This window comes from Paenibacillus sp. SAFN-054 (assembly GCF_051966755.1).
Lineage (GTDB): Bacteria > Bacillota > Bacilli > Paenibacillales > Paenibacillaceae > Paenibacillus_AQ.
Genome location: NZ_JBQCKS010000005.1, coordinates 349,424 through 376,347, shown reverse-complemented (window position 1 = coordinate 376,347; position 26,924 = coordinate 349,424). Strand labels below are relative to the sequence as shown.

The 26,924-nt window shown below is 52.6% G+C and carries 19 protein-coding genes, 1 pseudogene and 1 riboswitch; of the genes and pseudogenes, 18 read left to right on the top strand and 2 right to left on the bottom strand.

The genetic code is table 11. From position 1 onward, the window contains the following. The first annotated feature begins 134 nt into the window (after positions 1-134). Positions 135-2,063 carry a PAS domain S-box protein gene (locus tag ACTHPM_RS22895; protein ID WP_440397767.1) on the top strand — a complete coding sequence of 643 codons (1,929 nt, stop codon included), beginning with the start codon at positions 135-137 and terminating at the stop codon, positions 2,061-2,063. A 111-nt stretch (positions 2,064-2,174) separates the two neighbouring features. Then, positions 2,175-4,424 (top strand): outer membrane protein assembly factor BamB family protein, encoded by a 2,250-nt coding sequence (locus ACTHPM_RS22890; protein WP_440397766.1) that lies wholly within the window; start codon positions 2,175-2,177, stop codon positions 4,422-4,424. 62 nt (positions 4,425-4,486) lie between these two features. Here the strand turns inward: ACTHPM_RS22890 and ACTHPM_RS22885 are convergent, their stop codons facing one another. Continuing rightward, entirely contained in the window at positions 4,487-5,467 is a 981-nt protein-coding gene (locus tag ACTHPM_RS22885; protein WP_440397765.1) for an SPL family radical SAM protein, read from the bottom strand. A 414-nt stretch (positions 5,468-5,881) separates the two neighbouring features. On the opposite strand from ACTHPM_RS22885, the gene ACTHPM_RS22880 reads away from it, so the two are divergent. From ACTHPM_RS22880 to ACTHPM_RS22845, 8 genes are all read left to right on the top strand, one after another. Next, entirely contained in the window at positions 5,882-6,676 is a 795-nt protein-coding gene (locus tag ACTHPM_RS22880) for a TatD family hydrolase (protein ID WP_440397764.1), read from the top strand. A 130-nt stretch (positions 6,677-6,806) separates the two neighbouring features. Then, positions 6,807-8,384 (top strand): sensor domain-containing diguanylate cyclase, encoded by a 1,578-nt coding sequence (locus ACTHPM_RS22875; RefSeq protein WP_440397763.1) that lies wholly within the window; start codon positions 6,807-6,809, stop codon positions 8,382-8,384. A 536-nt stretch (positions 8,385-8,920) separates the two neighbouring features. Then, positions 8,921-10,192 (top strand): GTPase HflX, encoded by a 1,272-nt coding sequence (hflX, locus tag ACTHPM_RS22870; protein WP_440397811.1) that lies wholly within the window; start codon positions 8,921-8,923, stop codon positions 10,190-10,192. Positions 10,193-10,361: 169 nt separating this feature from the next. Continuing rightward, positions 10,362-11,168: an adenosylmethionine decarboxylase gene (gene speD / locus ACTHPM_RS22865; protein WP_440397762.1), complete on the top strand. Its 807-nt coding sequence runs from the start codon at positions 10,362-10,364 to the stop codon at positions 11,166-11,168. Positions 11,169-11,425: 257 nt separating this feature from the next. After that, positions 11,426-11,722, top strand: coding sequence for a hypothetical protein (locus ACTHPM_RS22860; protein ID WP_440397761.1), 297 nt, complete (start codon positions 11,426-11,428; stop codon positions 11,720-11,722). 35 nt (positions 11,723-11,757) lie between these two features. Continuing rightward, positions 11,758-13,041, top strand: a complete 1,284-nt coding sequence (locus ACTHPM_RS22855; RefSeq protein ID WP_440397760.1) for a lipase family protein — start codon at positions 11,758-11,760, stop codon at positions 13,039-13,041. A 17-nt stretch (positions 13,042-13,058) separates the two neighbouring features. After that, positions 13,059-13,331: a hypothetical protein gene (locus ACTHPM_RS22850; RefSeq protein WP_440397759.1), complete on the top strand. Its 273-nt coding sequence runs from the start codon at positions 13,059-13,061 to the stop codon at positions 13,329-13,331. A gap of 258 nt (positions 13,332-13,589) precedes the next feature. Further along, positions 13,590-13,757: riboswitch (FMN riboswitch) on the top strand. A gap of 128 nt (positions 13,758-13,885) precedes the next feature. Then, positions 13,886-14,842, top strand: coding sequence for a DMT family transporter (locus ACTHPM_RS22845; RefSeq protein ID WP_440397758.1), 957 nt, complete (start codon positions 13,886-13,888; stop codon positions 14,840-14,842). 167 nt (positions 14,843-15,009) lie between these two features. Here ACTHPM_RS22845 and ACTHPM_RS22840 read toward each other — a convergent pair whose 3' ends face one another. Then, entirely contained in the window at positions 15,010-15,894 is an 885-nt protein-coding gene (locus ACTHPM_RS22840; RefSeq protein WP_440397757.1) for a hypothetical protein, read from the bottom strand. 652 nt (positions 15,895-16,546) lie between these two features. On the opposite strand from ACTHPM_RS22840, the gene ACTHPM_RS22835 reads away from it, so the two are divergent. The 8 genes and pseudogenes from ACTHPM_RS22835 (at position 16,547) to ACTHPM_RS22800 (ending at position 26,884) form a co-directional block, all read left to right on the top strand. Beyond that, the gene (locus ACTHPM_RS22835) at positions 16,547-17,224 is read left to right on the top strand and encodes a GntR family transcriptional regulator (protein ID WP_440397810.1); all 678 of its coding nucleotides are present in this window, start codon (positions 16,547-16,549) and stop codon (positions 17,222-17,224) included. 154 nt (positions 17,225-17,378) lie between these two features. Further along, positions 17,379-18,740 (top strand): GntP family permease, encoded by a 1,362-nt coding sequence (locus ACTHPM_RS22830; RefSeq protein WP_440397756.1) that lies wholly within the window; start codon positions 17,379-17,381, stop codon positions 18,738-18,740. A gap of 34 nt (positions 18,741-18,774) precedes the next feature. Then, positions 18,775-20,313 carry a gluconokinase gene (gene gntK, locus ACTHPM_RS22825; RefSeq protein WP_440397755.1) on the top strand — a complete coding sequence of 513 codons (1,539 nt, stop codon included), beginning with the start codon at positions 18,775-18,777 and terminating at the stop codon, positions 20,311-20,313. A 235-nt stretch (positions 20,314-20,548) separates the two neighbouring features. Further along, entirely contained in the window at positions 20,549-21,364 is an 816-nt protein-coding gene (locus ACTHPM_RS22820; RefSeq protein WP_440397754.1) for a zinc ribbon domain-containing protein, read from the top strand. A 185-nt stretch (positions 21,365-21,549) separates the two neighbouring features. Beyond that, positions 21,550-23,277: a zinc ribbon domain-containing protein gene (locus tag ACTHPM_RS22815; protein ID WP_440397753.1), complete on the top strand. Its 1,728-nt coding sequence runs from the start codon at positions 21,550-21,552 to the stop codon at positions 23,275-23,277. Between the two features lie 227 nt (positions 23,278-23,504). Further along, entirely contained in the window at positions 23,505-24,857 is a 1,353-nt protein-coding gene (locus ACTHPM_RS22810) for a hemolysin family protein (RefSeq protein ID WP_440397752.1), read from the top strand. 60 nt (positions 24,858-24,917) lie between these two features. Next, positions 24,918-25,136, top strand: a pseudogene (locus tag ACTHPM_RS22805) (dihydrodipicolinate synthase family protein); the annotation flags it as partial. A gap of 416 nt (positions 25,137-25,552) precedes the next feature. Then, the gene (locus ACTHPM_RS22800) at positions 25,553-26,884 is read left to right on the top strand and encodes an arsenic transporter (protein ID WP_440397751.1); all 1,332 of its coding nucleotides are present in this window, start codon (positions 25,553-25,555) and stop codon (positions 26,882-26,884) included. Positions 26,885-26,924: the final 40 nt, after the last annotated feature.

Genomic DNA, 26,924 nt, shown 5'->3' with positions numbered 1-26,924 from the left:
TGTGTTCAATTGTCAGTTGTCGTATGGTATACATATCAATTGAAGGCCGTGATATATAATACTCATAGACTTCAACGGGCTATAAATTTGATTTATATCTTGTACTGAATTTTTTTACCGGACGGAGGCGTACGATGAGTACCATTAATGCTGACGCTTTTTTGCAGGAAGTATACAGAACCGCTCTTTTCGGCATTGCACAGATCTCACTTGAGGGTAACTGGATGAGAATCAATCCGGCCATCTGCAACATCATGGGATACACGGAAAGCGAACTGCTGGGGCTCAGGTTTCAAGACCTCATCCACCCGGACGAGATGGAACATCATCTTACGCTGTTCCGAGACAAGCTGAAGAACCGGACAGGCGCGACAGCGGAGACGGAGTCAAGGTTTGTCCGGAAGAACGGGGATACGGTATGGGCATCGGTATTCGCCTCGGTGATGACGGATTCGGAAGGGCATCCGCTTGCCTATCTGATCCAAATTCATGATATTACGAAAAACAAGCTGGCGGAGACGAAGCTGCAGGAAACTGTTGAGCGTTACACGTCCTTGAAACGATACAATCATGACGCGGTCATCTCCCTCGATCTCGAAGGGAAGATCATTAACACCAATACGATGGCCGAGAAAATGACCGGATACTGCATTAACGAAATGGCCGGCGAGCAAATCTCGCGCTTTATCGGACATGATAATCAGCGCAAACTGTTGAGCGAATCCCTGACCAACCCTTCGATTGAGAAGGACATTGACCGGATTTACCATAAGGATGGACATTCGGTCGAAGTACTGACCTCGATCGCGCCCATTTACGTGAACGGCAAAAATGTCGGCTTTTATATTATTGCGAAGGATGTCACCGAGCAGAAGCAGCTGCTGGTCGCCAAGGAACTGGCCGAAAGCACGAATAAGGCAAAAACCGAGTTTCTCGCGGTCATGAGCCATGAAATACGAACACCCATGAATGGTGTAATCGGCATGACGGATCTGCTCGAGACAACGACGGAGCTGGATCCCGAACAGAGCGAATACGTCAAAATCATCCGGCAAAGCGGGGAGACGCTGCTGGCCATCATTAACGATATCCTCGATTTCTCGAAAGTGGAATCGGGCAAAACCGAGCTGCAGGAAGAGCTCTTTGATGTGAGAAAATGCGTCGAGGAGACCCTGGACGTCTTATCGGCAAAAGCGCATGAGAAGCATTTGGAGATGAAGGTCGAGATTCAGGATGATGTTCCGCTCATGATGATCGGGGACGCGAAACGCTTGAAGCAGATTTTGATGAACCTGATCGGCAACGCGGTGAAATTCACGTTCTCCGGCGGCATTACCACACAGGTAAGGAAGCTGTCGGAGGACAAGCGTACGATCCAGCTGGAATTCAAAATCAAGGACACCGGGATTGGCATTCCTGCCTCCAAGGTCGAGTATATTTTTGAGCCCTTCGCGCAGGTAAACAATTTCATGACCCGGAATCATGAAGGAACCGGTCTCGGTTTGTCGATCACGAAGAAGCTGGTGGAGCTGATGGGCGGAACGATCCAAGTGGAGCAGAGCGATGACCCTGGAGCTACGTTTGTGTTTACGTTGGTCCTGATGAAGGAGAACTGGAGCTTTATCGGCGATACCGAGGAAACGCACGACAGCCAAATTTCAGGCTCTCTCAAAGTCCTGATCGCGGAGGATAACCAGGTCAACCAGATCGTGCTTCAGAAGATGCTGGAGAGTCAAGGTCACCGGACGACCGTTGTCTCCAACGGAAAAGACGTGGTACGTGCAGCACAGGAATCGTATTATGATATTATTTTTATGGATATTCACATGCCTGACATGAACGGCTTTGATGCAACGCGAACGATCCGCAGGACGCTTCCGAAGGAGCAATGCCCGGCGATTGTCGCCGTTACTGCGAACGCGCTCAAGGGGGACCGGGAGAGCTGCATAGCCGCCGGCATGGACGAGTATATCAGCAAGCCGATCAAAACGCAGACCGTGCTGGATGTGATCGAAGGCCTTGACCTGAGAAAGAGAGCGTTGAAGGATAGCCCATCTCAATAGGATGGGCTTTTTTTTGGGTTATCGGCGGAACATTTCATCCCGCCAGCCGTCCATATAGTTAAATAAGGAGTATAAGGAAAGCAAACGGGAAGGGTGGGTCTTTCGTTGCCAATGAGAACGCTTAAACCAGCCAAGGCTGCTGCTGCCCTGCTGGCGGTAGGCATGCTGATTGCATGGCCGGGCGCTGCCGGCATGGCGCAATCTTCGTCTGCTGCGGTATCGGCCTCTGCTTCGTCTGTAAGTGCCAGGATTCTTCAGTATAGAGCCCCTTATTTCGTTAATGATCCCGGGAAGGATACGGGCTGGAAAGATTTGAAGGCTGCAGGATACGGGAGCAAAGGCCAGACCGTGAAAGTGAAGCCGGGGTCCGAGCTTGGCGAAATGACGGCAGTGCTGGACGGCGGGCAGGTATACTGGTTGCCTGTCTGGTATGCGACGGCCGCTGCGAAGTCCATTCAAGAGACGAGGCCGGCTTATGTTACGCTGAGTCCGGATATAAAGCTCTCGCTTGCGCCGGGAAGCAACATGAAATGGACGCTGCCGAGAACGGAAACGAAGCTGGTTGCACTAGCCAGGTGGCAGGGCTGGACGGGGATTATGATCAGTCCGGTGCCGTGGCATACGGAGACGGAAATATACCGTCCTATCCTGCTGTGGGTACGGGATGCAAGCATCACATCCCGAACAACGATACCCTCGGGCTTTCTGAGTCAAGGCTCGTTCATTCCGGTTGATACGGCAAGAAATATAACCGAGCTGCTGCTGCAAAAGGGGGATGACGCCACCCGGGTGAAAAATCTTCTGGGCGAGCCGGATGTAACGGAACATTCGAGCAACCTCGCGGAGCTCGGGCAAGGCAAGCCGATGCACATCGGAACGTCCTGGCGCTACGAGCGGGCTGACGCATCTTTCACGGTAAGCTTCTCCCAGCAGGGTAAGCTGGAGAGCTGGAAATGGATTCTGCCTGCCGATCCCGTGCTAAGGATCGGTGCATATGCAGAGCGGGATCCTTCGTTCAGCTATGATTTCCTGTCCATACCCATAGCAACAACGGTCGGCACTAAACCGATCTGGAGAAATCAGGGCAATCTGGATTATGCTTATCTGATCGGGGCGACCGAGGATGCGCTGCTTATGAACGGGGATGACGGCCGATTCAGCGGCATGCATGACGATTCTTCCATTTATGCTATTGACCGGGCCACGGGACGTAAGCTGTGGCAGGTCCCCGCAGGCTTCGGCTCCTACGGCGCTTCGCTCGATTCGGCACGGAACACGGCTGCCGTGTACACCGAATACAATCCTTCATCAAAAAAGTATGAGCCACTTGTACGGGAGCTAAGTCTGAAGGACGGGCGTGTGCAATGGGAGAAACGGCTTCCCGAGGGTCAATCCTTTCAGATGTATGCAGCCAAGGATGCTATTCTGTTATATCAACCCGCTTCGGGTGATTCCTCGGGCGTTCTGACCGTGCTGGACCGCGGGACGGGCGCAAGGCGATGGACGAAGGTTCTGGGTGCAGGGCAGCAGGTTCTCGGCACGTATACCGAAGATGCATACGTTTTGCTTCAGGAGGGCCGGAAGCTGCAGGCGCTGAACCCCGCTAATGGCACCGTTACCTGGAGCATAACCGGCCTAGGAGAGAATCATCAGGACGTCCAGCAGCACCCTTATTACGCGTATGGGAGTATCCGGCAGCCGCTGCAGCCGGAACAAGCCGACAGACGTTGGTTCCTGCTGGGAGACCACTGGCTGCTGCTCAGTACAGATGACGGCAAGGTATGGGCAGACAAAGCCTGGAACAAGCAGGAGAGGTTCGAAACATCGAACGAGGAGCGGTATATTCTGGTACAGCAATCCGGCGGTTCATCTGACTTCGACAGCTCCAAGGTGGAGCGAACCGTACTATATGATATATTCGAAAAGCGAGCTCTCTTCACGCTGCCCGGAAAAGCGGTGAACGGGGCTTTGGATCCGCAGCGGCTGTATGTGGTGCTGAATGGGCTGCCGGCAGCATTTGACCGCGAAACGGGAACCCTGCTCTGGCAGATGCCGATATCGACCCGGGAGTCCGCGAGCCCTTATACGCTGGATGAAATGGCCAAAACCCGTTATGCGGTGCTCTCGAAGTACGTGCTGCTGGGCTACGGCTCCGACATGCTGGCGCTGCGCAAAGAGGATGGAGAGGTCATTGGCAGGCTGCGCGATAACCGGATCGCATTCAGCGAAGCGAGATACCGCAAAGGTGTCGAGGGTTTGCTTAACATGAACGAAGACGAAATCTATGTCGGCTCCTCCAATGGCGGATTGGCCAGATACGGCGCGAGCGAACTGGAGGCGCTGCTGAATCAAGTGAAATAGCCGAATAAGGTATGTATCCCGAAGGCCCTAAGGAAATTCTTAGGGTCTTCGCGTTATGCCCGTTAAAAGGAAAAGCTGAGCTGCTCTACCTCGGGCGCTGGCAGCGTCGTGGACGGTTGAATGCAAGAGCCGATGTCCGCCGATGCGGAAGTCGTGCAGCTGGTCTCGGGGACATTCCCGCTCAAAAAGAGCTTCTGCTTCACCTCGCTTGCCAGCGTCTTGACCTGATCCGCATAGGCCGAATCGGGATATGTGCCGCGGAATAAGCTTTTGTACTTTGGAACGAGTCCGGGATGATGCTGACCGAGCGAATGCATGAACCAGGCTTTGACATCGGGAGTCAGGCGGAGCAGGGAGGTCATCGCAAAGGAGGCGCGATGCTCCTTGGCCGCCGTCATCAGCTCTTCCATCTGCTCCCTGGAGTCCGTAAGATACGGGAGGATCGGGGCGATGAACAACCCGGTGCGCACACCGCTTTCGGAGAGCCTGCGTACGGCTTCAAGTCTTTTGAAAGGCAATGGGGCTCCGGGCTCCATCATCCTGATGATGCCGGTGTCCAGCGTGTTCAGGCTGATATTAACGGAGGTGACGTCCATTTGGGACAGCAGATCCAGATCCCGCAAAATCAGCGGCGAACGCGTGGTGATGCTGGTGCGTATCCGATATTTGGCGAGCACTTCCAGGCAGCCGCGGGTAATCCTTGACTTGATCTCCACCGGCTGATAAGGATCGGTGGCCGTTCCCAAGGTTACGATGCCGACATGTTCCCGCAGCTGGCCGATATCATGATCAAAGCGCTTGGCCATCCGAGACAGCTGGGCCTCGAGCGCTTCGGCAGCATTGGTTTTCAGCAGAATGCGGTTCTGGAACTCATCATCGGCCTCCCGTCCAATAAATGATTGAAAAGCCCGGGCATAACAGAAGCTGCAGCCATGCGCACAGCCGCGGTAGGGATTGATCGACCAGTCAAAGGGCATGCTCTCCGCCTTGACCCGGTTGAGCGTTTGTTTGGTTGTTGCGGATTCGTAGATTTTTTTAGGCATAATAGTTCACCTCCAGATATAGAACAAATGTTCCTGTTTTGTCAGTATACTATACGCCGAAAGATTAGAAAACCGTCTGGAATATGAAGGAATTGTTCTTGGGGACCGATATATGAAACAAAGGGATCTTTACAATGAAAGCGGGATAAGCATGCAGACTCGGGCAGGTATATATAATACGCTTCTAAAGAAGGATGTTTGTAGAGCTTGGTTCCTTTGTGTTATCCTGTATCCCAAGAGATGACGGAATGACCGCATGCCATTAGGCTGCGGTTTTTTTGAAGAGAATAAGAAAGCATACCTCGCAAGAGAACGCCCCCTAAGCGGGTCTTGTGTAATTTGGAATGTACGTCGATAGATGCTTACCTTACTCATACATTTGGATGAATATATTTGAAAGGAAGGGAATTTGACATGAGTTCTCAATTCATAGATATCGGCGTCAATTTGACCAACCGCTCCTTTAACAAGGATCGCGAGGAGGTCCTTGCCCGGGCCGAGGCCGCAGGCGTTTCTCCGCTGATCATAACCGGAACCGACGTGGAGAGCAGCAGCGAGGCCGCACGCTATTCGAAGCGATATCCCGGGAAGCTGTATTCCACGGCAGGCGTTCATCCCCATGACGTCAGGGAATGCGGGGAGGGAACGCTTTGCAGTCTGCGGGAGCTGGCTCAGCAGCCGCAGGTGGTAGCGATTGGGGAATGCGGCCTGGATTATAACCGGGATTTTTCACCTCGCGACGTGCAGCGTCACTGGTTCAGGGAACAGGTGCTGCTGGCCGGGGAACTCGGCATGCCGCTGTTTCTGCACGAACGCGATGCGCATGCCGACTTTGCGGCGATCATGCGGGAGCATCCGGCGATGATCCCGAGGTCGGTCGTCCACTGTTTTACGGGGACGGGCGGGGAACTGGATGCTTATCTGGCGATGGGCTTTCATATCGGCATCACCGGATGGATTTGCGACGAACGGCGGGGGCAGCATCTGCGCGAGCTGGTCAAGCATATACCGCTGAACCGTTTGATGATCGAAACGGATGCGCCTTACCTGACTCCGAGGGACATGAGGCCCAAACCGAAGGATGGGCGTAACGAGCCGGCCTTTTTGGCGCATATCGCTAAGGTTGTGGCGTCCTGTATGGGCCGGGATGAAGATGAGGTGACCCAAGCTGTATTCGAAACGACCAAAGCATTTTTTGCCATTCCATGAGTTGAAATCACAATAATTCAAAATAACTTCTTTTTTCTTTTGTACTCGTGTCCTCCGCTCTGTTGTATAATGAGCAGATGACAAGACATGACATCATCTTCCATATTTTTTACGCAGGCGGGATGCGATTTTGAAATATTTTACCAAAAAAGGCTTCACGCTCCGGTTCACGATCAGTTTGCTGGTCATCACGGCGATTTTGCTGACAATGCTCACAAGCATTACTTCAGCGGTTCAGGTCAACCGGGCATCGCTCATCGACAATTATTTGAACAAGAACGAATCTTATGCCAAAAAACTGGCTTCCAATACGAACGAGCTCCTGATTACGATGCAGGACAACATCAGGGCGATCGCCAAAATTTCCGCACGAGAGCAAGTCATCGACGCGCAGTTATTTGATGATCTGTTTCAGGAAAATACCCAGTACTTCAACTCCATTGTGGTTGCCGACGACAATCGGATCATTCGGGCGCTCAGTCCCCGGACGGTCGGGATTTCCGTCGGAGACAAGATCACTTCGGAACAGGGAAAGCTGGCCGTCCAAATGAAAAGGTCTTTCATTTCCGAGCCCTACCGGGCAACCACGGGGCGTTTGATAATCCTCGTGTCGGCTCCGATCATCGATGAACAGGGCAAGTACAAAGGCTTTGTAGGCGGAACGATTTACCTCGAAGAGAAAAACGTGCTGAGCAACATGCTCAAGGAGCACTTTTTCGGCGACGGCTCTTACGTATATGTCGTCGAAAAAGGCGGTGAACTCATTTTTCATCCGGAAAAGAAGCGGATTGGGCAATCCGTCGTCCACAACGAGGTCGTCAGCAAGGTGATTCTGGGACGAAGCGGATCCCAGAGAGTAACCAATTCGGAAGGCAATCATTTTTTTGCGGGATATGCGTATGAACCAAGCAGCGCCTGGGGGATTATTTCCCAGACGCCTGCCGGGGTCATCGACAAGCCGCTGCATAACCTGGTGACGAGGATGCTGGTCGTATCACTGCCGTTTCTGCTGCTGATCCTGCTGCTCGGCTGGTGGATTGCAAGCCGGATTGCGAAGCCGCTGCACACGCTGGCGCAGTTTTCCGATGAAGCGACGCTTCGGCCCGTTCCGGCGGAGAATATACCAGACATCAAATCCTATTATTACGAGGTACGATTGCTGTCGCAAAGCGTGAAGATCGCCCTGCAGAATATGAATCAGGATTTGACGGATCTTCGCAATGAAGTGAAAATCGACGAGCTGACGGGTCTTGCCAACCGGCGTGCGTTCGACGGCGTCATGGCCGGATGGATCGAAGGAAACATCCCGTTTGCGCTCATTCTGATCGATCTCGATCATTTCAAGCAGGTCAACGACACCTATGGTCATGTGGTTGGTGACGACGTACTCCGCTACCTGGCCCGGATCATGAAGCTGATGGTCACCGAAGACGATCTGTGCTTCCGCTATGGCGGCGAGGAGTTCGGCATTCTCGTCAAACACTGCGGCCTCGGCAGGGCCAAGGATATGGCGGAGAAGCTGCGAGAACAGCTGACGCGGACGAAGAGTCCGTCGGGTACCCCGATTACGCTCTCTGCCGGCATTTCGGCGTTCCCCGTTCACGGGCGTTCTGCTCAGGAGCTGGTTAAACGGGCGGACGAAGCCTTGTATCAGTCCAAAAAAGACGGCCGGAACCGCACGACGGTGAGCAAAATACCGGATGCATAAATATGAATACCGGGCAATTCGTGAACACACCCAATGGCACAGCTGCTTCCATAAGCGGCTGTGTTTTTTGGTGTTAGCTTCCCATGGTTGTTGTGAAAATGGATCTGATGTGCTAACATGGAAACAATTACAATGATCGGAGGGTTCGTGAAGATGATCAATATTAAATTCCGTTTCTTCACTTTGTGCCGCTAATTGAATAGTGCTCAAAGGCTCTCGCGTCTATGCGGAGCGAACGGGATTGGTATGCATATCTTCGATGAACCCACATAGTATGCAGTCATGTTCTGGCGGCCATTTTGGCGACGAACATGCAAGGGTGCAGCAGGAGAGGCTTCGTGGCCCCTCCTTTGCTGTTTTCGGATATCTTTATAGCTCCGGAATTTCCGGGGCTGTTATACAACCAACCGTACCGAGATGAAGCGTCTATTTGAACGCTGCATTTTGTCGTTCGCTCAAACCACAGCCGGAGGCCTGCGGTTTTTTTGCTTTTTTTCACCAATAATATAACCATGGAGGGCTTATGTATGGAACAACTGGAACAGCTTGAACAACGCGCCGTACTCGTCGGCGTCAATTTGAACCATCAGCAGGATTTCGAATATTCGATGGAGGAGCTCGGCAATCTGGCGGAAGCCTGCGGAGTCGAAGTGGTCGGGCAGCTGACGCAAAACATGGAGCGGGTGAACAAGTCCCACTACATCGGTACAGGCAAGGTGGATGAACTTTCGGGCCTTTACAGGGGGCTGGAGGCGAACCTGATTATTTTCAATGATGAGCTGTCACCGTCGCAGCTCCGGAATCTCGAAGCGGATCTGGACTGTAAGGTCATCGACCGTACGATCCTCATTCTCGACATCTTCGAGAAACGGGCCAAAACCCGTGAAGCCCAGCTGCAAGTTGAAGTGGCCCAGCTGCAGTACATGCTGCCGCGTTTGATCGGGCTGCGCGAATCGCTCGGGCGCCAAAGCGGCGGCGTCGGCACGAAGAACAAGGGCGCCGGGGAAACGAGGCTGGAGCTGGACCGCCGCCGGATCGAAGAGAAAATTACCGCGCTGAACAAGGAGCTGGAGTCGCTCGTATTCCAGCGTCAGACGCAGCGCAAACAGCGCAAGAAAAACGCGCTGCCCGTCGTTTCCCTGGTCGGATACACAAACGCCGGCAAATCGACGATTATGAACGCCATGCTCGAGAAGTTCGGGGCAGGCGGCATGGGCAGCGAGAAGACGGTGTTTGAGAAGGATATGCTGTTCGCGACGCTGGAAACCTCGGTGCGGGGCATTCAGCTGGAAGACAACAAGAGCTTCCTGCTTACCGATACCGTCGGCTTCGTCAGCAAGCTGCCGCATCACCTGGTCAAGGCGTTCCGGTCTACGCTCGAGGAGGTCGCTGAGGCGGATCTGCTCATTCATGTGGTCGATTACGCGAACGAGAAGCACGACCAGCTGATTCAGATTACCGAAAATACGCTGAAGGATATCGGAGTTACCGGCATCCCGACCATCTTTGCGTATAATAAATGCGATCTTGCCGGCCATGCGATTCCGGAAGTGCAGGAGAACAGCATCTATCTGGCAGCTAAACCGCGCATCGGCATCGATGAGCTCGTAACCCTTATCCGGGGCTTTATTTTCAAGGATTACGTCCAGTGCCGGATGCTGATTCCATATGATCAGGGACAAGTGGTATCATACCTGAATGAGCATGCGGATATTGTGGAAACCGAGTATGAGAATGATGGGACGCTCCTGTCCCTGGAATGCAGACAGATGGACTATGAGAAATACCGTGAGTTCGTGATCGAATAAGCGGCTTGGCGACAAAGGCGGCAGCCCGGGAAGCATCTGCTTCTTTCGGGCTGTTGTGGTTTCCGGGCGAGCGGATTGGGTAAAAAGTTTAAATAAACCGGTATGGATAGCCCGCTATCTGAAGGGAATATTAGGCAGTGAATACGAGACACAGCGAGGTGAAGGAAGGATGAAAATAACGCCTGAACAGCATGTGAAGCTGCATGGCTTTAACAATCTTACGAAATCGTTAGCCTTCAATATGTACGATATTTGCTTTACCCGGACCAAGGAAGAACGCGAAGCTTATCTGGAATACATCGATGAACAATATAACGCAGAACGGCTTACGGCCATTCTGAAGCATGTATCGGATATAATCGGCGCGCATGTGCTTAATATAGCGAAACAGGATTACGTGCCCCAAGGGGCGAGCGTTACGATTCTCGTGTCAGAGGGTCCGGTGGTCGAGGTGCCGAAGGAGTCTTACACGGAGTCCCCGGGTCCGCTTCCGGACTCGGTCGTCATGGCCTTGGACAAAAGCCATATCACCGTGCACACCTATCCCGAGTTTCATCCGGACGAAGGCATCAGCACCTTCCGGGCAGACATTGACGTGTCCACATGCGGGGAGATCTCTCCGCTGAAAGCATTGAACTACCTCATCCATTCCTTCGATACGGATATCATGACGATCGATTATCGGGTGCGCGGCTTTACGCGCGACATTAACGGTCACAAGTTGTTCATCGACCATGATATCAACTCGATCCAGAACTACATTCCGGATAAAGTGAAGGACATGTACGACATGATTGACGTGAACGTATACCAGGAGCATATATTCCATACCAAATGCAAGCTCAGGGAGTTCGACCTCGACAATTATCTTTTCGGATACACCAAGGACAAGCTGAGTGACGGGGAGCAGGAAGAAATCACGGAACGCATCACGCAGGAAATGGATGAAATTTACTATGGGAAAAACATGAGCTGAGGGGACATCCTTCAGTTCTTTTTTTGTGAGGCCGTGCAGGTAAAGGATTAAGACCGGAACGTATCAGCCCTTAGTCTTATTTTTTGAGCAGAATTGGTTAAAAACTCCTGATTTTTTTCCAGACACTGGATTAATAAGTGCCAATCATGTTTAATTTTAAAAAAAAGGGTTAGAGAGGACTGATGGTCATTCGTCGTTACATTTGGACTATCGCTCTTATGATGACGATTATTTTGCTGCTGGGAGGTTGTCAAAGCGTGAGTAAGACGGAAAAAGCCAGCCAAATGGAAGAGGCCAAGGCGATCGCGATTCAATATTTCAAAAGTGAATACGATCTGGGCGTAGAAATCACGAAACAGGAGAGGCTGGCGGAATACATATCACCCAAAATCATGATGGAAGGCCATGTCACCGGTCATCCCGATGAAAGCTTCAATATATCCGTCGATTACGAGGATAAGAAGACATCCAATTTCGTGATGAGTCCCGAGCTTGAGAAGGCCATTCGTGCCAAGGGAATCGATCCGTTCGCGAAAAGGGATAAGGCGAAATAATGCGGTTCGTTAGAAAGATGTGAGGAGGAGTACGTTTGAGCAAGTCGCCTGAAATTACGGATGAAATGTATAAAACCATGTCGGACCTCGCCTACTCCGATTTGAAAAAGGGGAGCAAGCCGCAGGAACTCCCGGGGTGGGAGGTACTCGAGAATCCGGCGAATGATTATACTTCCGGCTTTGACGCCGTTACTTTTTATAATCCCGATACCAAGCAAGCTGTCATTGCCTACCGCGGAACGGAGGGTGCCAAGGGGCTGATGGATTCCGTACCGGACTATTTGGCCGACGGCGGGATCGGTGCCCGGGAGCTCGGCCGCAAAATCGACCAAACCTTCGAGGTGAAGCATCCATGGGATGACGCCGTCCAAAGCTTTCAGGACAAGACGGGCATCACGAAGGTCAAGGACTGGGCCGACGAGGCGGGGAGGAACCTCGATAAAACGTTTAACGGCGATAACCAGCTGTACCAGGCGGAGGATTACGCCAACAAGATGCGGGACAAATACGGCAATCTGGATTTCTCCTTGACCGGCCACTCCCTTGGCGGAGGGAATGCGCAGTATGCGGCCGCTTATACAGGCCTCTCCGCCGTGACCTTCAGCGCCCCTTCGGTGATGGGCAGCCTGTCCGCAAGCGCAAGACGCAAGGCGGAGGCCGGAGAATTCGATTCGCAGATCATAAACTATGCCCATCCCGGCGACGTCGTAGGCAGCGGTACGCTGGGAGGATACGACCGCCATGTGGGTTCGACCTATTATGTGGATTCCAATTACGAGGATGCGAACGAAGGCGTCAGCTTGCTCGACAAGGTGAAGAATACGTTCGGCGGACCCAATTACCATAGCCTGAAGCGATATAAATTCGATGAGAATGGTTATATCAAAAATCCTCTGTACGATGACCAGACCGGGGAACGGGTTGACGGTGCGCCGCGAATGCCTGATTCCTTCGGGATGATGGAAATGACTGCCTACGAAAAAATGCAGAGATTTGCCAAGATGGCCGCGATGGGGGGAGCCGGCGGCGGATTGATCAGGGTCACTCCCGAAGAGCTGAGCAGCGTTGCGGAAAAATGGAGCCGGAATGCGCAGCAGATCAGTGCCGATATGCAGACCGTCCGGGCGAAGCTGATGAAGTATATGCATTCCAGCCACAGCCGCAGATTGCAGCCGCTGGTGGAGCAGCTGGACGCTTCCATTGCCGAGCTGACCCAGTGGCATGTGCAGCAAACGACGACGTTCCTGGGCTTTATCCAGTTGAAGGCGGAGCAGTTTCAGCAGGCGGATGCATCTAACAACGGAATCATATCGGGATAACGAAGGGAGGATAACAGGTGAACGGCGAAATCCTTGTGGAGCTGGACGATCTGCTTCAGGCAGAGCGGGAGCTCAGCTGGCTGCTTGGCCGAATCCAATCCGACGAGCAGGAGGCGCGAAGCCTCTATCAAAGGCTGGATGAATGGGCCGGCCAATCGGCGAACGTGACGCGCGACTACGTAGAAACCTTTTTTACGGGCCTGTCGGGGCGCATACGTTCGATCGAGCAGCAGAAAGCGGAGCTGATCCGGTATGTGCAGGTCATGAAGCAGGCGGACGGCATGCGGTAATATTCATTGGGTGTGACATATTAAAAGGACTGCTTCCGTCAGGAGAACCTGAGGCAGCAGTCCTTTCTCATGGAGGGGCGCGAGGTCCGGCATGGTCGATTGAAAATTTTGATGGCTGGGAAAAAATCGTTATTAAAAAATCCGACACTATGACTGAGATATGTGCTATACTATCGTAAGTAACCATTGTGATGGCTTTAACATACGATGATGTGAAATCATGGTATGATCTGATTAACCAATACTAAAAATATGAATATGGATCTTCGGGGTAAGGTGAAATTCCTGACCGGCGGTGAGCGTCCTTTGCCTTTATGGCAGACAGACGTCAAGCCCGCGACTCGCTGTTTTGGATTTATGATAAGCAGCGACTGACCTGGTGAGATTCCAGGGCCGACGGTAAAGTCCGGATGGGAGAAGATCAAAGAAATAGGTTTGTCCGAAATTTTATCATTTCGGCAGGCTTATTTGATCAGCCCCCGTAGTGTCGAGTTATGTCGATATGCGGGGGTTTTCCAATGTTGACTCCGTATTCAGGCAAGGGGATCAAGAAAATGGAAAACGTAAGCAGCAAGATCAAGTTGAAACCCGCCGCGCGCAAGCAGGCGGACCGTCCGAAAACCGGCTTTTGGCTGGTCGTTCTCGGGGCGGCATTATGGGGGGCGGATCCGCTCTTCCGGATTATCCTTCTCCGGGAGCATATCACGCCGACGCAGATTGTTCTGCTCGAACATCTCGTTATCGCGCTGTTCGTGGCACCGGTATTATGGAAGCATCGTGCCGAAATGAAAGGACTCAAAATGCGCCACATCGGCGCGCTGCTGTTCCTGTCCTGGGGCGGCTCGGCGATTGCAACGATACTCTTTACGCTCGGACTGACCCACGGGAATTTGAACGCGGTGCTGCTGCTGCAGAAGCTGCAGCCGATATTCGCCATTCTCATGGCGCGCATGCTGCTGAAGGAAAAGCTCCCGAAACAGTTCGGCTTTCTGCTCGTTCTTGCTTTGGCTGGAACGTACCTGCTGACCTTCGGCTTTACATTCCCGTTTGGACATATGAATGATTTCGTCAAAGTAGGGAGCCTGCTCTCCCTTGGCGCGGCAGCGCTTTGGGGCGGTTCCACCGTCATGGGCCGCTTGATGGTCGGCAAAATGGAATACGAAACCGTCACCTCGCTGCGCTTCATCCTGGCCCTGCCTCTGCTTATCGGCATTACGATTAACCAAGGCGATCCGTGGCAGATTCCGACGGGAGCGGGGCCGCTTGCAGCGGTATCCCTCAATCTGCTTGGGCAGGCGCTGCTGCCGGGATTGTTCAGCCTTCTGGTCTATTATAAAGGGCTGACGACAACGAAGGCCTCCGTAGCCACGCTGGCGGAGCTTAGCTTCCCGATGGTCGGCGTCCTGATCAACTGGATCGTCTTCAACGAAGTGGTAACCATCGCCCAGGCTTGCGGATTTGTGCTGATCTGGGCCGCATTGTTCGCTATTTCGCGCCGAAGCGCCGAATAAACGTAAAAGTCTTATGCAGCGTATTCTGAGCCGTCCCGTCATCGGGCGGCCTTTTCTTTTGACGGATGCCAAGAGCGGGGGAAAGCAAACAAAGGATGGAGCCCCGTGCGGGACTCCATCCTTTGTTTGATCCGGCCTCTCATTTGAATGGAAAGAGAGGCCGCGCGTCAGTAAGGAGACTGATAACGTCCGGCTTCTTGGATGACGCGAAACTGCATGCCCTGTTGCTGCACGAGGGACAGGTTGGTTCCCTCTGTGCCGTACCATTCGTAGGCTAGCGCATAACCGGCCTTGCTGTAAGAGGCGAACAGCAGATGAAATTGCTCGGCGCTGATTTCTCCGCCATCGTCCACGCGCCAAGTCGACATCGGATCCTTGCTGCCGACGAAATCCTTGAATACCATACCGCCTTGATCGGCAAGGACCAGGCTGGCAAGCGGTTTGCCGCTCCCCTGGACGAATCGGACGATTCCGATTTGGGTACCGGACGGCGTGGCTGCGATCAGGCTCTGACTGGCCACCTTGCGTTTTTTCGCCTTCTCGATCGCTTGGATGGTCTTCTTACTGAATTTTTCTTTTTGCAGCGATTGAAGGGTGAGCATCGTGTGGCCCTGGAACGCGTTTTTCGTGGCGAGCAGGACGCTCGAATCGCTTGCCAGCTTGCCCGCGGCGGTTACCTTGAACAGTTCTCCTTCGTCATTTTTGAAATTAACGGCATTTTGCCTGCCATCACTTTGATCCGAGCCTTTTTGATGTTTTACATAGCTCACGCTAAACGGTTTGCCCGGCGCATACAGGACGGACACCAGCGTTTTGGGAGCGGGCACTTTCTTCTCCGGATCTCCGGTCAGTCCGAGGATCTGCTTGCCGCTTGAATCGGTGTATCCAAACATGAATTGTTCGGCTCGGAGCTTCCCAAGGGGAGCTTTCACTTTGCTGTCAGTTCCTGTTGCGGCTTTGGATGTCGGGGTCCCCGAAGCTCCGGCGAATGAAGCGAAGACCGAAAAGCAGAGCATGAGGCTTAGCAGGACGGAGGATATATGCTTTTTCATACTTATAACTCCTTTGACGTTAATTTATTTTGACGTAATTTCATTTATCGATGCGACATTACAGACGATTTTACTACCAAATTGTTGCACCCATTCCAGCATCATCATGCATAAGCCCGCAATGAATTTGTTCCTTGTAAAATATTTTTAAGCCGGTTTGGAGAGGATTAAACTAAATTATTCCAGAATAATGGCGCCGCGAGGAGTCCACGTTTTCCCTCTCCGGTGCTGTGTGCTGCCACCAAATGAGGATATAAAACGGGCGAACAACCTGCCAATTATTGCATAAGAACGCTTTCAGCACATATATTTACATATGTCAGGTTCTGCATTAAAATAAATAAGGCTTTAAGTTGTCGACAAGTATACATTGAACTTCTCAGCGATCGCAGAATTCAAAAAGTCTTGATAGTACCTTGACTTATAGGTCTACAAAAAGGATTGTAAAATGCTTGGCTTCGCAAAAAAATTATTTTTTCGGTCCACCATGAAAACGTTATCTAACACGAGGGCATGAAACGAATGGAACGGCATGGCACGATTATGATAAAATCCTACTAGCGTTTACATTATCGAATCTTGCAAAAAAAAGAGCAGGCTTAGCCTGCGAGCCGCTTTTTGCAGGATCATCAAATAGGAGAGTTGTCTCATGCTGCAGTATCCTTCTGCCTGGTTGCAAAATGCGTCTCTTGGCGAAACAATCGCCTGCGAACTCAGGCTCCGCATCATCAATGGAACCATCAAAACCGGCGAGATCATATCGGAGAATTGGGTGGCGTCCGAATTCGGCACAAGCCGCTCCCCGGTCCGTGAGGCGTTAAAGGCGCTGTCCGGCGAAGGGCTGATCCGCCTGGAGCGCATGGGGGCCGTGGTGCTTGGCTTGAGCATGGACGATGTGGAGGAGCTTTACGACGTCCGCTTTCTCATTGAAAGCTTCGTACAGCAGCGGCTGGCGCAAACGGATGTCACGGAGCTCTTGAGCCATTTGCGGCGGATTGTGGACAAGATGGAGCTGGCGATGAAGCACAACGATGCAGTGGAATTCTCGTATCAGGATTTGTCCTTCCATGAAACGATCATTACCGCGGCCAGTCATAACCGCATTCTGCATTTATGGAAAAGCATTCGTCCGATCGTCATGACCGTGATGCTGATTACGACGGATGAAATCTTTTCCAGAGGGGAAGAGAAGCTGCATACGGTCATTGAAAAACACCACAAAATCATGAAGGGACTGGAGTCCCACAGCACAAACGTGGTGGAGCAGGTGGTCCAGGATTATTTTGCCGATTCCCGGAAGACGCTGCACCGCAGCATTCCAGGCCAATAACCGGTCTTCCTCTTGGGGCCTTGCGCATGTTCGACGGAACATGCCGCTTTAAGTTGTCGACAAGTATACTGGATGGAAATCAAATGTTGGATAAATGGGTATCATATTTAGAACCTATTCATAAATTCACGAAACGTAAAAGGGAGGCATCCGGATGTCCAGTATTTTCGGATTGAGCCACAATTGGACGCTCATTGTTTGGACTTTAATCGCCATTGCATTTTTGATTGTATTTATTGCAAAAATCAAATGGAATCCATTTGTTACGCTTTTGCTGTCCGCTTTGATTCTTGGTTTCCTGACAGGCATGAAACCGCTTGATATCGTCGATTCCGTCACCAGCGGCCTTGGAGGAACGCTCGGGACCATAGCAATCGTTATCGGCCTAGGCACGATGCTCGGGAAGATGATGGCCGAGTCCGGCGGGGCAGAGCAGATCGCGACGACGCTCGTTGACCGTTTCGGCGAGAAGCGCGTGCACTGGGCGATGATGATTGTCGGGTTCATCGTCGGTATTCCCGTATTTTTTGAGGTCGGCGTTATTTTGCTGATTCCGATCATATTTACCGTTGCACGCAAAACGAAAATGTCGCTCCTGCAGATTGGCATTCCGATTCTGGCGGGCTTGTCCACCGTGCACGGCTTGGTTCCGCCGCATCCGGCTCCGATGATTGCGATTGATGCTTTCAAGGCGGATTTGGGTAAAACCATCCTATATTCCCTGATTGTGGGCATTCCAACGGCGATTGTAGCCGGACCGCTTTTCGGCAAATGGATCGGCAAGCGGATTCAGGTGCAGCCGCCGGCAGAGCTAGCAGAACAATTCTCGTCCAGCAGCTCCCGTAAGCTTCCGGGCTTTGGCATTACATTGTTCACAATTCTGCTCCCCGTGATCCTGATGCTGATCGGTTCCATCGCCAAAATTATCGATCCGAACGCCACCAGCGGCTTCACCGTGTTCGCCGAATTTATCGGCCACGAAGTCATCGCGCTGCTGATCGCGGTCGTGTTCTCGTTCTTCTCGCTTGGCTTCTCCCGCGGGTTTACGAAGGATCAGGTGTCCAAGTTTACAAGCGAATGCCTGGCGCCTACGGCAACGATCATTCTGATCATCGGCGGAGGCGGCGCATTCAAGCAGGTGCTCATTAATAGCGGCGTCGGCGAAGCTATTGCCCAAATTGCAACAAGCGCGCACATTAACATTATTTTATTCGCATGGTTCGTGGCTGCCCTGATCCGCGTCGCCACAGGTTCCGCTACAGTGGCTATGACAACGGCTGCAGGAATCGTGGCTCCCGTACTCGCGCTGAGCCCAGGATCGAGCCCTGAACTGGTCGCCCTTGCGACCGGAGCCGGCTCCCTGGTGCTGTCGCATGTCAATGACGCCGGCTTCTGGATGGTCAAGGAATTCTTCAATATGTCCGTGCCGCAGACGCTGAAATCCTGGACCGTGATGGAAACGCTGCTGTCGGTGGTTGGACTTATCATTATCATGGCAATCAGCCTGTTTGTATAAGCAGGCGTTAGTGATTGGGAAAGAGGGTTGAAACATGGGCAGTCAAATGATGATCGGCATCGATATTGGAACGACGAGCACAAAAGCCGTTTTGTTCGAAGAGAACGGAAAGGTCGTAGCTAAGGGCAGCGAGGGGTACCCTCTGCATACCCCGACGTCGTCGATCGCCGAGCAGGATCCGGATCAGATCTTTACGGCAGTGATCCATTCAGTCAAGCAGGTGATGGAGAATAGCGGAACGCGGCCCGAGCAGGTCATGTTCGTGTCCTTCAGTTCGGCGATGCATAGCGTGATTCCCGTGGACGTAGACGGCAAACCGCTGATGAACTGCATTACGTGGGCGGACAATCGCAGCGCGGAGTGGTCGGACAAGCTGAAGAAGGAATGGAACGGGCATGAGATTTACCTGCGGACAGGGACTCCGATTCATCCGATGTCCCCTTTGACCAAACTGATATGGCTGCGTCACGATAAGCCGGACATCTTCGGCAAGACGAACAAATTCATCTCCATTAAGGAATATGTATTTGCGAAGCTGTTTAATCAATATATCATCGATTACTCGATCGCATCCTCGACGGGCATGTTCAACTTGGAACAGCTGACCTGGGACGAGGAGGCGCTTCAGGTTGCCGGCATCACCGCGGACAAGCTGTCACAGCCGGTTCCGACGACGCATGCGGTTACCGGTCTGCATCCGGTGTTTGCGGACGAGATGGGGCTTCTGGCTTCGACGCCGTTCATCGTCGGGGCAAGCGACGGCGTCTTGTCGAATCTCGGCGTGGATGCGATCGAACCGGGGGTCGTGGCCGCAACGATCGGAACAAGCGGCGCGATCCGCACCGTCGTGGACCGTCCGGTAACAGATCCGAAAGGCCGCATTTTCTGCTATGCGCTGACGGATAAGATGTGGGTCATCGGCGGGCCGGTCAACAATGGCGGCATGCTTTTTCAATGGGTACGTGACGAGTTTGCCGCCTCCGAGGTGGAGACGGCCAAGCGTCTTGGCCTCGACTCCTACGACCTGTTAACTCGGATCGCGGAGCAGGTGAGCCCGGGTTCGGACGGCCTGCTCTTCCATCCCTACTTGACAGGTGAGCGGGCACCGCTCTGGAACCCGGATGCGCGCGGATCCTTCTTCGGCCTCACGATGCACCACCGGAAAGAGCATATGATCCGCGCGGTGCTGGAAGGCGTTATATTCAATATGTACACCGTGCTGCTGGCGATGGAAGAAATTATCGGGCGTCCGACGAAGATCCATGCCACAGGCGGATTCTCCCGTTCACCGCTTTGGCGGCAGATGATGGCCGATATTTTCGATCAGGAAGTAATCGTGCCGGAGAGCTATGAAAGCTCCTGTCTGGGCGCGGTCGTGCTTGGCCTGTATGCCCTCGGCAAAACGGATTCGCTTGGCATCGTATCCGGCATGGTCGGCTCCACCCACCAGCATAAGCCGGTGAAGGAAAGTGCACATGTATATCATCAGCTGCTCCCGATCTTTATCCAAATCTCGCGCAAGCTGGAGGAGGAATACCGGGCCATCGCGGAGTTTCAGCGGCAGATATTCTAACCGGGTGGCAGCAGCCGCATAGAAAAGCCTGTATGACGCAGTCGTCATGCAGGCTTTTTTGGCGTTATACGAAAAAAGTTGAAAATAATGGTTGCCAAATCAAAAATCTTGAAAGATAATTAATCGCGTAAATTATAGGCCTTAAGATGTGGTTCTGAAGACGCTGATCTTAAGCCAAGTAAGCTTCAATACGTACATAAGCTGTACAAAATCAGTTAAAGGGAGAGCGTGTCAAATGAAAAAGATTTGCCCGAATTGTCAACATCCGAACGACTACGGGAATTTTTGCGAGAAATGCGGAACGAGATTAACCGATCATGAAGGTGCGGCGCGGCAAGAGACGGCTGCTTCGTCCGAGGGGCAGGCTTATGGCACACCCGGTTATGGAAGCCAGGGTTCCGCAGGAACGCCGTCTGCGGGACAAGCATATCTGGAAAATGCCAAGCAGGTGTCCAAGCTGTATTTCGGCTATTTTGCCGATGTGATGAAAAAACCGCTCGCTTATGCAAATAACACCGGCCGGGAGCAGTTCGTGAATGCGCTCATAACGATCGGCATTTTCTCGCTCATTATCCCGCTGATGATGTATCTTGGGTTCCATGATTATGCGAGATTGATCGGCGAAGGCGCTTTTGTGAAAATCGTCCTGAAACCCTTTGTCGGTTACGTAGTTTTCATGATGCTGCTAGTGGCGTATACGTATCTGGCCGTAAAACTGTCCAAGGTCCAGGCCAGTTTTCAGGATGTGGCAGGAAGGTTTGGTGCTCTGCTGGTGCCTTTTACATGCAGCTTCCTCGTTGCTTTCGTGCTGGCACTGCTGGACGCGGAGATTTCCGTCTATTTCCTCTTGATCGGCTTTATCGGCTCGCTGTTTACGGTGCCAGCGCTCGTGATCAACAGCTTTAACAAGGACAGCCGCACCGGACTCGATACGGTATATGGGACGGTGTTGACCTATGTCTTGACGTTCATCACGCTGTATATCATGGGCAAGATTCTGCTCAGCTCGATTCAAGGCATGATGTTCAGCGGCTTATCGCCGTTCATGTAGGAAGAATAGCATTTTTCAGTATATTTGCGAAAGGTTGAAGCAGCATGGCTTATTGTAAAGAGTGCGGGTCGCAGCTTTCGGAGCAGAGCAATTTTTGCAGAGAATGCGGGGGCCGGGTTCAGGATCCGATTGTCGCCGTCAGCCCGGGGGCGGAGCCTGCACCCCCTTCTGGAGCGCCCGTTCGAATGTCCGGAAGATCAAAAATATGGCTGTTGTCCGTGATCGTGTTCATCATTCTCTGTACGGCGGCCTATAAGATGGGGGAGCATTTCACGAGCAAGGAACGCCTGATCGGTAAGCTTGAGACGGCCCTGAATCATAAAGATATGAAGAAAGCGGCGTCGCTTCTCGTTTCGGCCGATCCGAAGCTTGACGTCAACGAAAAGACGCTCGCGGCATTCGGGGATTATCTGGAGAGCGAGCCCGATGAGCGTAAAAGGCTGATTCAGGATTTGAACGGGCAAGCCGAAGCGTTGGACCGCAGCAAAGACGGGGATGCGGATGTGTACAGGGGATGGGTTCACCTGGAGAAGAAGGGGAAAACGTTCTTGGTATACGATCATTACCGCCTTGTGCTGGAACCGGTGTTCATTACGCTGGAGACGAATTATGTGAACGCGGAGCTGTATGTCGGCAACCAGCTTGTGGGCACAGCCGACAAACCGGATTATGAACAGAAGTTTGGCCCTTACCTGCCGGGAAAATATACGATTGCCGCGAAATTGAAAACGGATTTGGTGGACCTGGTCCATTCCGAGGATATTACCCTGCTGGATGCGGATGCCGATTACAGTGCCTCGCTGCTGCTGGACGGTGAAGAAGTGACCGTCGATACGGGGCTGGGCGATGCCCAGGGCGTGAAGGGAAGCGTCATCATCAACGGCAAAGATACGGGAATCGATCCCTACCGGCAGGCCACATTCGGCCCCGTGACCACGGACGGTTCGATGAGCATGTCGATTCGCACCGCATTTCCCTGGGGAACGGTAACAACGCCGGAGCTTGCGATCGACAGCGACTACATCGAAGTCAATGCGGCCTCGGACGAAAATTTCGAGCAAAGCATCATCGATCAGGCTGTCAAAAATAATGAGCAGATGCTCTTGGCCTATACTTCAGGCGATGTGCAAAAAATGGAGGCGGCGACGGATACGCTCAAGGAAAGCGTGCGGCAGCGCATTGCGGAGGACCGTGAATACGGAACTTATTACCAGGGGAGGTATATGGGAGCAGCTTTTGATGTGGACACGATGAAGCTGTCCCGGAACCACGAAGGCTGGGAATACTCGGTGGATGCCAATATTCGGATGCTGGAGGATTATTTCTACGAAGGCGAAACGCCGTCGCTGGAAGAAAACAGCCGTACCGTGAACATCACGCTCGTATATGACGGAACGAAAAAAGGCTGGTACGTGGATGCCATAAGGGACTCCTATGGCTTCGGGGGCCAGCAGACCAAAGATACGGTATCCAAGGATACCGGCGTCCATACAGCGGCGTGGGTACCGAAGTCGGCCGCCGCGGCCGTCTCCGCCAGCGCAGCAGGGCTGGATTACAGCGGCACACTATCGTTTATGAGTGAGTACCTGTCCACATCGGTCGAGGCTATGAACGGGCGTCTTTTCGACCAGGTAGCTCCCCTTATCGATCCGTCGGGGCCCGCATACAAGGAGTCGGCGAATTACATCGACCATTTGGAAACGAAAGGGATTACGGAGTATCTGAACAGCTTCGAGCTGGTGAACCTGAGCCGGAACGCGGACGGGAGCCTGAAGGCCACAACCTCGGAAAACTATACGATCAACTACCAGGACGGCTCGGTAAAGAACAAGAGCTTCATATCGGAGTACAGGCTGGTCACGATTGACGGGATGCTGAAGGTCAATCAGCTGATCAGCACCAAAGAACAGTAGTACAATTAGTCGAGCATCAGCGGAACAAGGGCCTGCATACGCAGTGCCCTTGTTTGGCATGGGGGCACCGCTCCAATGAACGGATCATGTTGGAAACGAAAACCGCTGAAGAGCATCTCCCGGAAAAATGGGTAATAAGTGACATAGAATCATGGCTTACCGATTACCAGTTCTGATTAAGGGAGGTGCTCCCTGTTCCTGTGACAGCAGCGGGAGCAGGATAACATGTGGAAACTGTAAACATCATCGTCGTTATTTTGCTCATCTTATTAACTTCCTTTTTTGTCGCTTCCGAATATTCGGTCATCCGCGTACGGCTGTCGCGAATGAACCAGCTGGCCGCCGAGGGGAACAAAAATGCCAAGGCCGTCAAGCATATCATTTCCAAGCTGGACGAATTTCTGTCGGCCTGCCAGCTCGGAACAACGCTGACGTCCATGGCGCTCGGCTGGCTGGGGGAATCCACAGTCGAGCGGCTGCTGCATCCATTGTTCGAGCTGCTGCATGTGCCCGCCTCCATCGAAAGCGTCCTTTCATTCATCATCGCCTTCTTGATCCTGACCTACTTCGAAGTCGTCGTCGGCGAGCTGGTACCGAAGACTGTCGCGATACAGATCGCCGAGCCGATGGCATTGTTCTTTGCCCGGCCGCTCATTGTTTTTTATAAAATCACGTATCCGTTCAACTGGGTGCTCAGCCGGTCTTCGCGTCTGATCACGGGGCTTTTCGGCATCAAAATGATGTCGGAGGAGGATGCGGCGCTCAGCGAGGCAGAACTGCGCTTCGCTTTATCCGAAGGCTACCGCAGCGGGGAAATCACGCCGACGGAGTACCGCTACCTGAACAACGTGTTTGATTTCGACGAACGGGACGCGCGGGAAATTATGGTGCCGAGAACGTCCATCCGTTATGTCGCCCATGATGCCAAGGTCCGGGATGTCATGGCCGTCATCGAAGGGAAAACCTTCAACTATATTCCGGTCATGATGAACGGCGACAAGGATCAGGTGACGGGCATTCTGCACATGAAGGAAGTGCTGCACGAGGTGGTGCGCCAGAACTGCGGCATGGAGGAGACGATTACCGGATTCATCAAGCCGGTTCTGCAAATGATCGAAACGATCCAGGCCCGCGACCTGCTCACCCAGATGCAGAAGACCGGCATCCCTATGGCAGTCCTTCTGGATGAGTACGGAGGTACATCGGGGCTCGTGACGATGGAGGATATCCTTGAGGAGATCGTTGGCGACATCCCGTCTGCTTCGTCCCCGAATGCCGTGTCTGAGGAGGCGAAGGCATTGATGACCCAAACCGGGGATGACCGTTATCTGCTTGAGCCGCAGGTGCTGATCCATGATATCAACCGCAAGCTCAAAACCCATATCCCGGTTGGCGACGAAGTATACACCTTGGGCGGTTGGATGCTCTCCGAGAGATTCGATCTGAAGGAAGGAGACCGGCTGCAGTCGGACGACTGGATTTTTACCGTCCTTCACAAGGAGGGCCCGCGCCTTCTTCAGATCGAGGCTAAGAAGATGGAACCCGAGGCGGAGGAAGCCGCTGCTGAGGATGTACATTAACTATGGAGAACGGTTAAAAGGGTGAAGGATGGTAGTGCAGGGGGTGTATTAAGCCCCTGTGCCGCCTTTTTCGATCCGGCCCATCAATTTCATGGCTGCATACCGGGCATCCATGAAGTGCTGTTCCGCCAAGGGCTCCTGGAGGGACGGTGGTGCCTGAATCCGCAGGAGGAGCTGTCTCCGGGTCAGCTGGAGGAAATTGATCGCGTGTACGACAGCTATCCGCATTTGAATGACGATGCATTCGTGAAGGATCATCTGCCGCAGTGGCTCGGTTAAAACGGCCTAAAGCGGCTTAAGCGAACAACCAAGGGACTCCAGTCGGTGTTGGGGTCCTTTTCTATTGGAGCCAGCTGGAGAATTCTCTTAAACGGGAAGAAAACTAGCATTTTTACGGGACGGATGACCAAAGCGGCCGATGACATCCCGAGCCAAACGACGATGATTGACAATAGCAGATTTTAGTAGAATCCATGTCGTTGACCCTGTCGAAGCTCGTTCAATCCACGTATACATACAGTATCACAAGCGCAAGTGATCTTACCGGCAATAGGGGGGGTGCCGCTGAATAATTGGTAGAAAGAAAGAATTGGTTTCTGATTTTCATTTTTAGTAGATAACGGATTCCGGATGATTTGAAGCAAAGGAGAGTTGTGCAAACAATACTATTTTAATGTTAGAGATGAGGGTTTAACATGCATGATCTAACGGTGTTGATTACGATCTGTTCCTTCCTGTTAACGATCGGCTTCATTTTCTGGCGTCCCCATGTCAATGAAGCGATTCCGGCAACGATCGGCGCATTCCTGGTGCTGCTCAGCGGCAGTGTGTCATTGGCAGACCTGGGCGAAATCACACAAACGATCAGCGGTGCAGCAGTAACCATCATGGCCACCATTGTCATGGCCATCGTGCTGGAGAGTTTTGGCTTTTTCCGCTGGGCAACCGATCTGTTGACGGCGAAAGCCAGGGGCTCGGGTATCCGCCTGTTTTGGCTGACGAACCTTTTCTGTTTCCTGATGACGCTATTCGTGAATAACGACGGCAGCATTCTGATTACGACCCCGATCCTGCTCATGATGCTGAAAAATATGGGGCTCAAAAACCATCAGAAAATACCCTATCTGATCTCGGGAGCATTGGTGGCAACGGCATCGAGCGCTCCGATCGGCGTAAGCAATATTGTGAATTTGATCGCACTCAAGATCGTCCACATGGATTTGTACATGCATACGGCAATGATGTTCATCCCCGCCACGCTTGGACTCCTTCTGATGACGGTTCTCCTGTTTCTCTTCTTTTACCGGGCGCTTCCCAAAAAGCTGCCTTCGCCGGCCAAATGGAATTTGCAGCCGGGACAGCATCCATTGCTGAACCCGCTGGTGGAGGAAAACCCGGGCAAGTTCATGAGAAATATTCTGATCTTCGTCCTATGCGTCCGGCTCAGCCTGTTCGCCGCGTCGTTCATTCATTTTCCGGTGTCCTTGATGGCCGTGATCGGATCGGCCTTTCTGCTCGGCTGGCGCTGGTACCATCTGAAGATCACCCCGGTCGACATGCTGAAGAAAACGCCTTGGTACATCCTGATTTTTGCGTTCAGCATGTATGTCATTATTTACGGTCTGAACAACATCGGGTTAACCGATTGGCTGATCCATGTGCTCCAGCCGATCATATCGAGCAGCCTGTTATATGCCAGCGTCTTCATGGGCGGTCTGATCAGCCTGTTGTCGAATATATTCAACAACCACCCGGCGCTGATGGTCGGTACGATGACGCTGACTCATATGGGCCTGGATCCGCTCACTCTGAAAATATCTTATCTGGCGAGCGTCATCGGCAGTGACATTGGCTCGCTGCTGCTGCCCATAGGCACGCTCGCGACGTTAATGTGGCTGCATATCGTGCGAAAGGGCGGCGTCAAGATCAGCTGGGCCCACTACTTGAAAGTGACCGTGGTCGTAATCCCGGTTACCTTGCTGTTTACGCTCGCCATCCTTTCTTACTGGGTAACGTGGATTTTTTGATGCTTCGCATGTGCGAAAATGTAATAACTCCAGTGGTTCT

What these genes read in the sequence shown, in the direction of transcription:
- ACTHPM_RS22830 (WP_440397756.1), top strand. Translation starts at nt 17,379, where the DNA reads ATGTCCAGTATTTTCGGATTGAGCCACAATTGGACGCTCATTGTTTGG.
- speD (WP_440397762.1), top strand. Translation starts at nt 10,362, where the DNA reads ATGAAAATAACGCCTGAACAGCATGTGAAGCTGCATGGCTTTAACAAT.
- ACTHPM_RS22880 (WP_440397764.1), top strand. Translation starts at nt 5,882, where the DNA reads ATGAGTTCTCAATTCATAGATATCGGCGTCAATTTGACCAACCGCTCC.
- ACTHPM_RS22885 (WP_440397765.1), bottom strand. Translation starts at nt 5,467, where the DNA reads ATGCCTAAAAAAATCTACGAATCCGCAACAACCAAACAAACGCTCAAC.
- ACTHPM_RS22800 (WP_440397751.1), top strand. Translation starts at nt 25,553, where the DNA reads ATGCATGATCTAACGGTGTTGATTACGATCTGTTCCTTCCTGTTAACG.
- ACTHPM_RS22845 (WP_440397758.1), top strand. Translation starts at nt 13,886, where the DNA reads ATGGAAAACGTAAGCAGCAAGATCAAGTTGAAACCCGCCGCGCGCAAG.
- ACTHPM_RS22820 (WP_440397754.1), top strand. Translation starts at nt 20,549, where the DNA reads ATGAAAAAGATTTGCCCGAATTGTCAACATCCGAACGACTACGGGAAT.
- ACTHPM_RS22815 (WP_440397753.1), top strand. Translation starts at nt 21,550, where the DNA reads ATGTCCGGAAGATCAAAAATATGGCTGTTGTCCGTGATCGTGTTCATC.
- gntK (WP_440397755.1), top strand. Translation starts at nt 18,775, where the DNA reads ATGGGCAGTCAAATGATGATCGGCATCGATATTGGAACGACGAGCACA.
- ACTHPM_RS22840 (WP_440397757.1), bottom strand. Translation starts at nt 15,894, where the DNA reads ATGAAAAAGCATATATCCTCCGTCCTGCTAAGCCTCATGCTCTGCTTT.
- ACTHPM_RS22895 (WP_440397767.1), top strand. Translation starts at nt 135, where the DNA reads ATGAGTACCATTAATGCTGACGCTTTTTTGCAGGAAGTATACAGAACC.
- ACTHPM_RS22890 (WP_440397766.1), top strand. Translation starts at nt 2,175, where the DNA reads ATGAGAACGCTTAAACCAGCCAAGGCTGCTGCTGCCCTGCTGGCGGTA.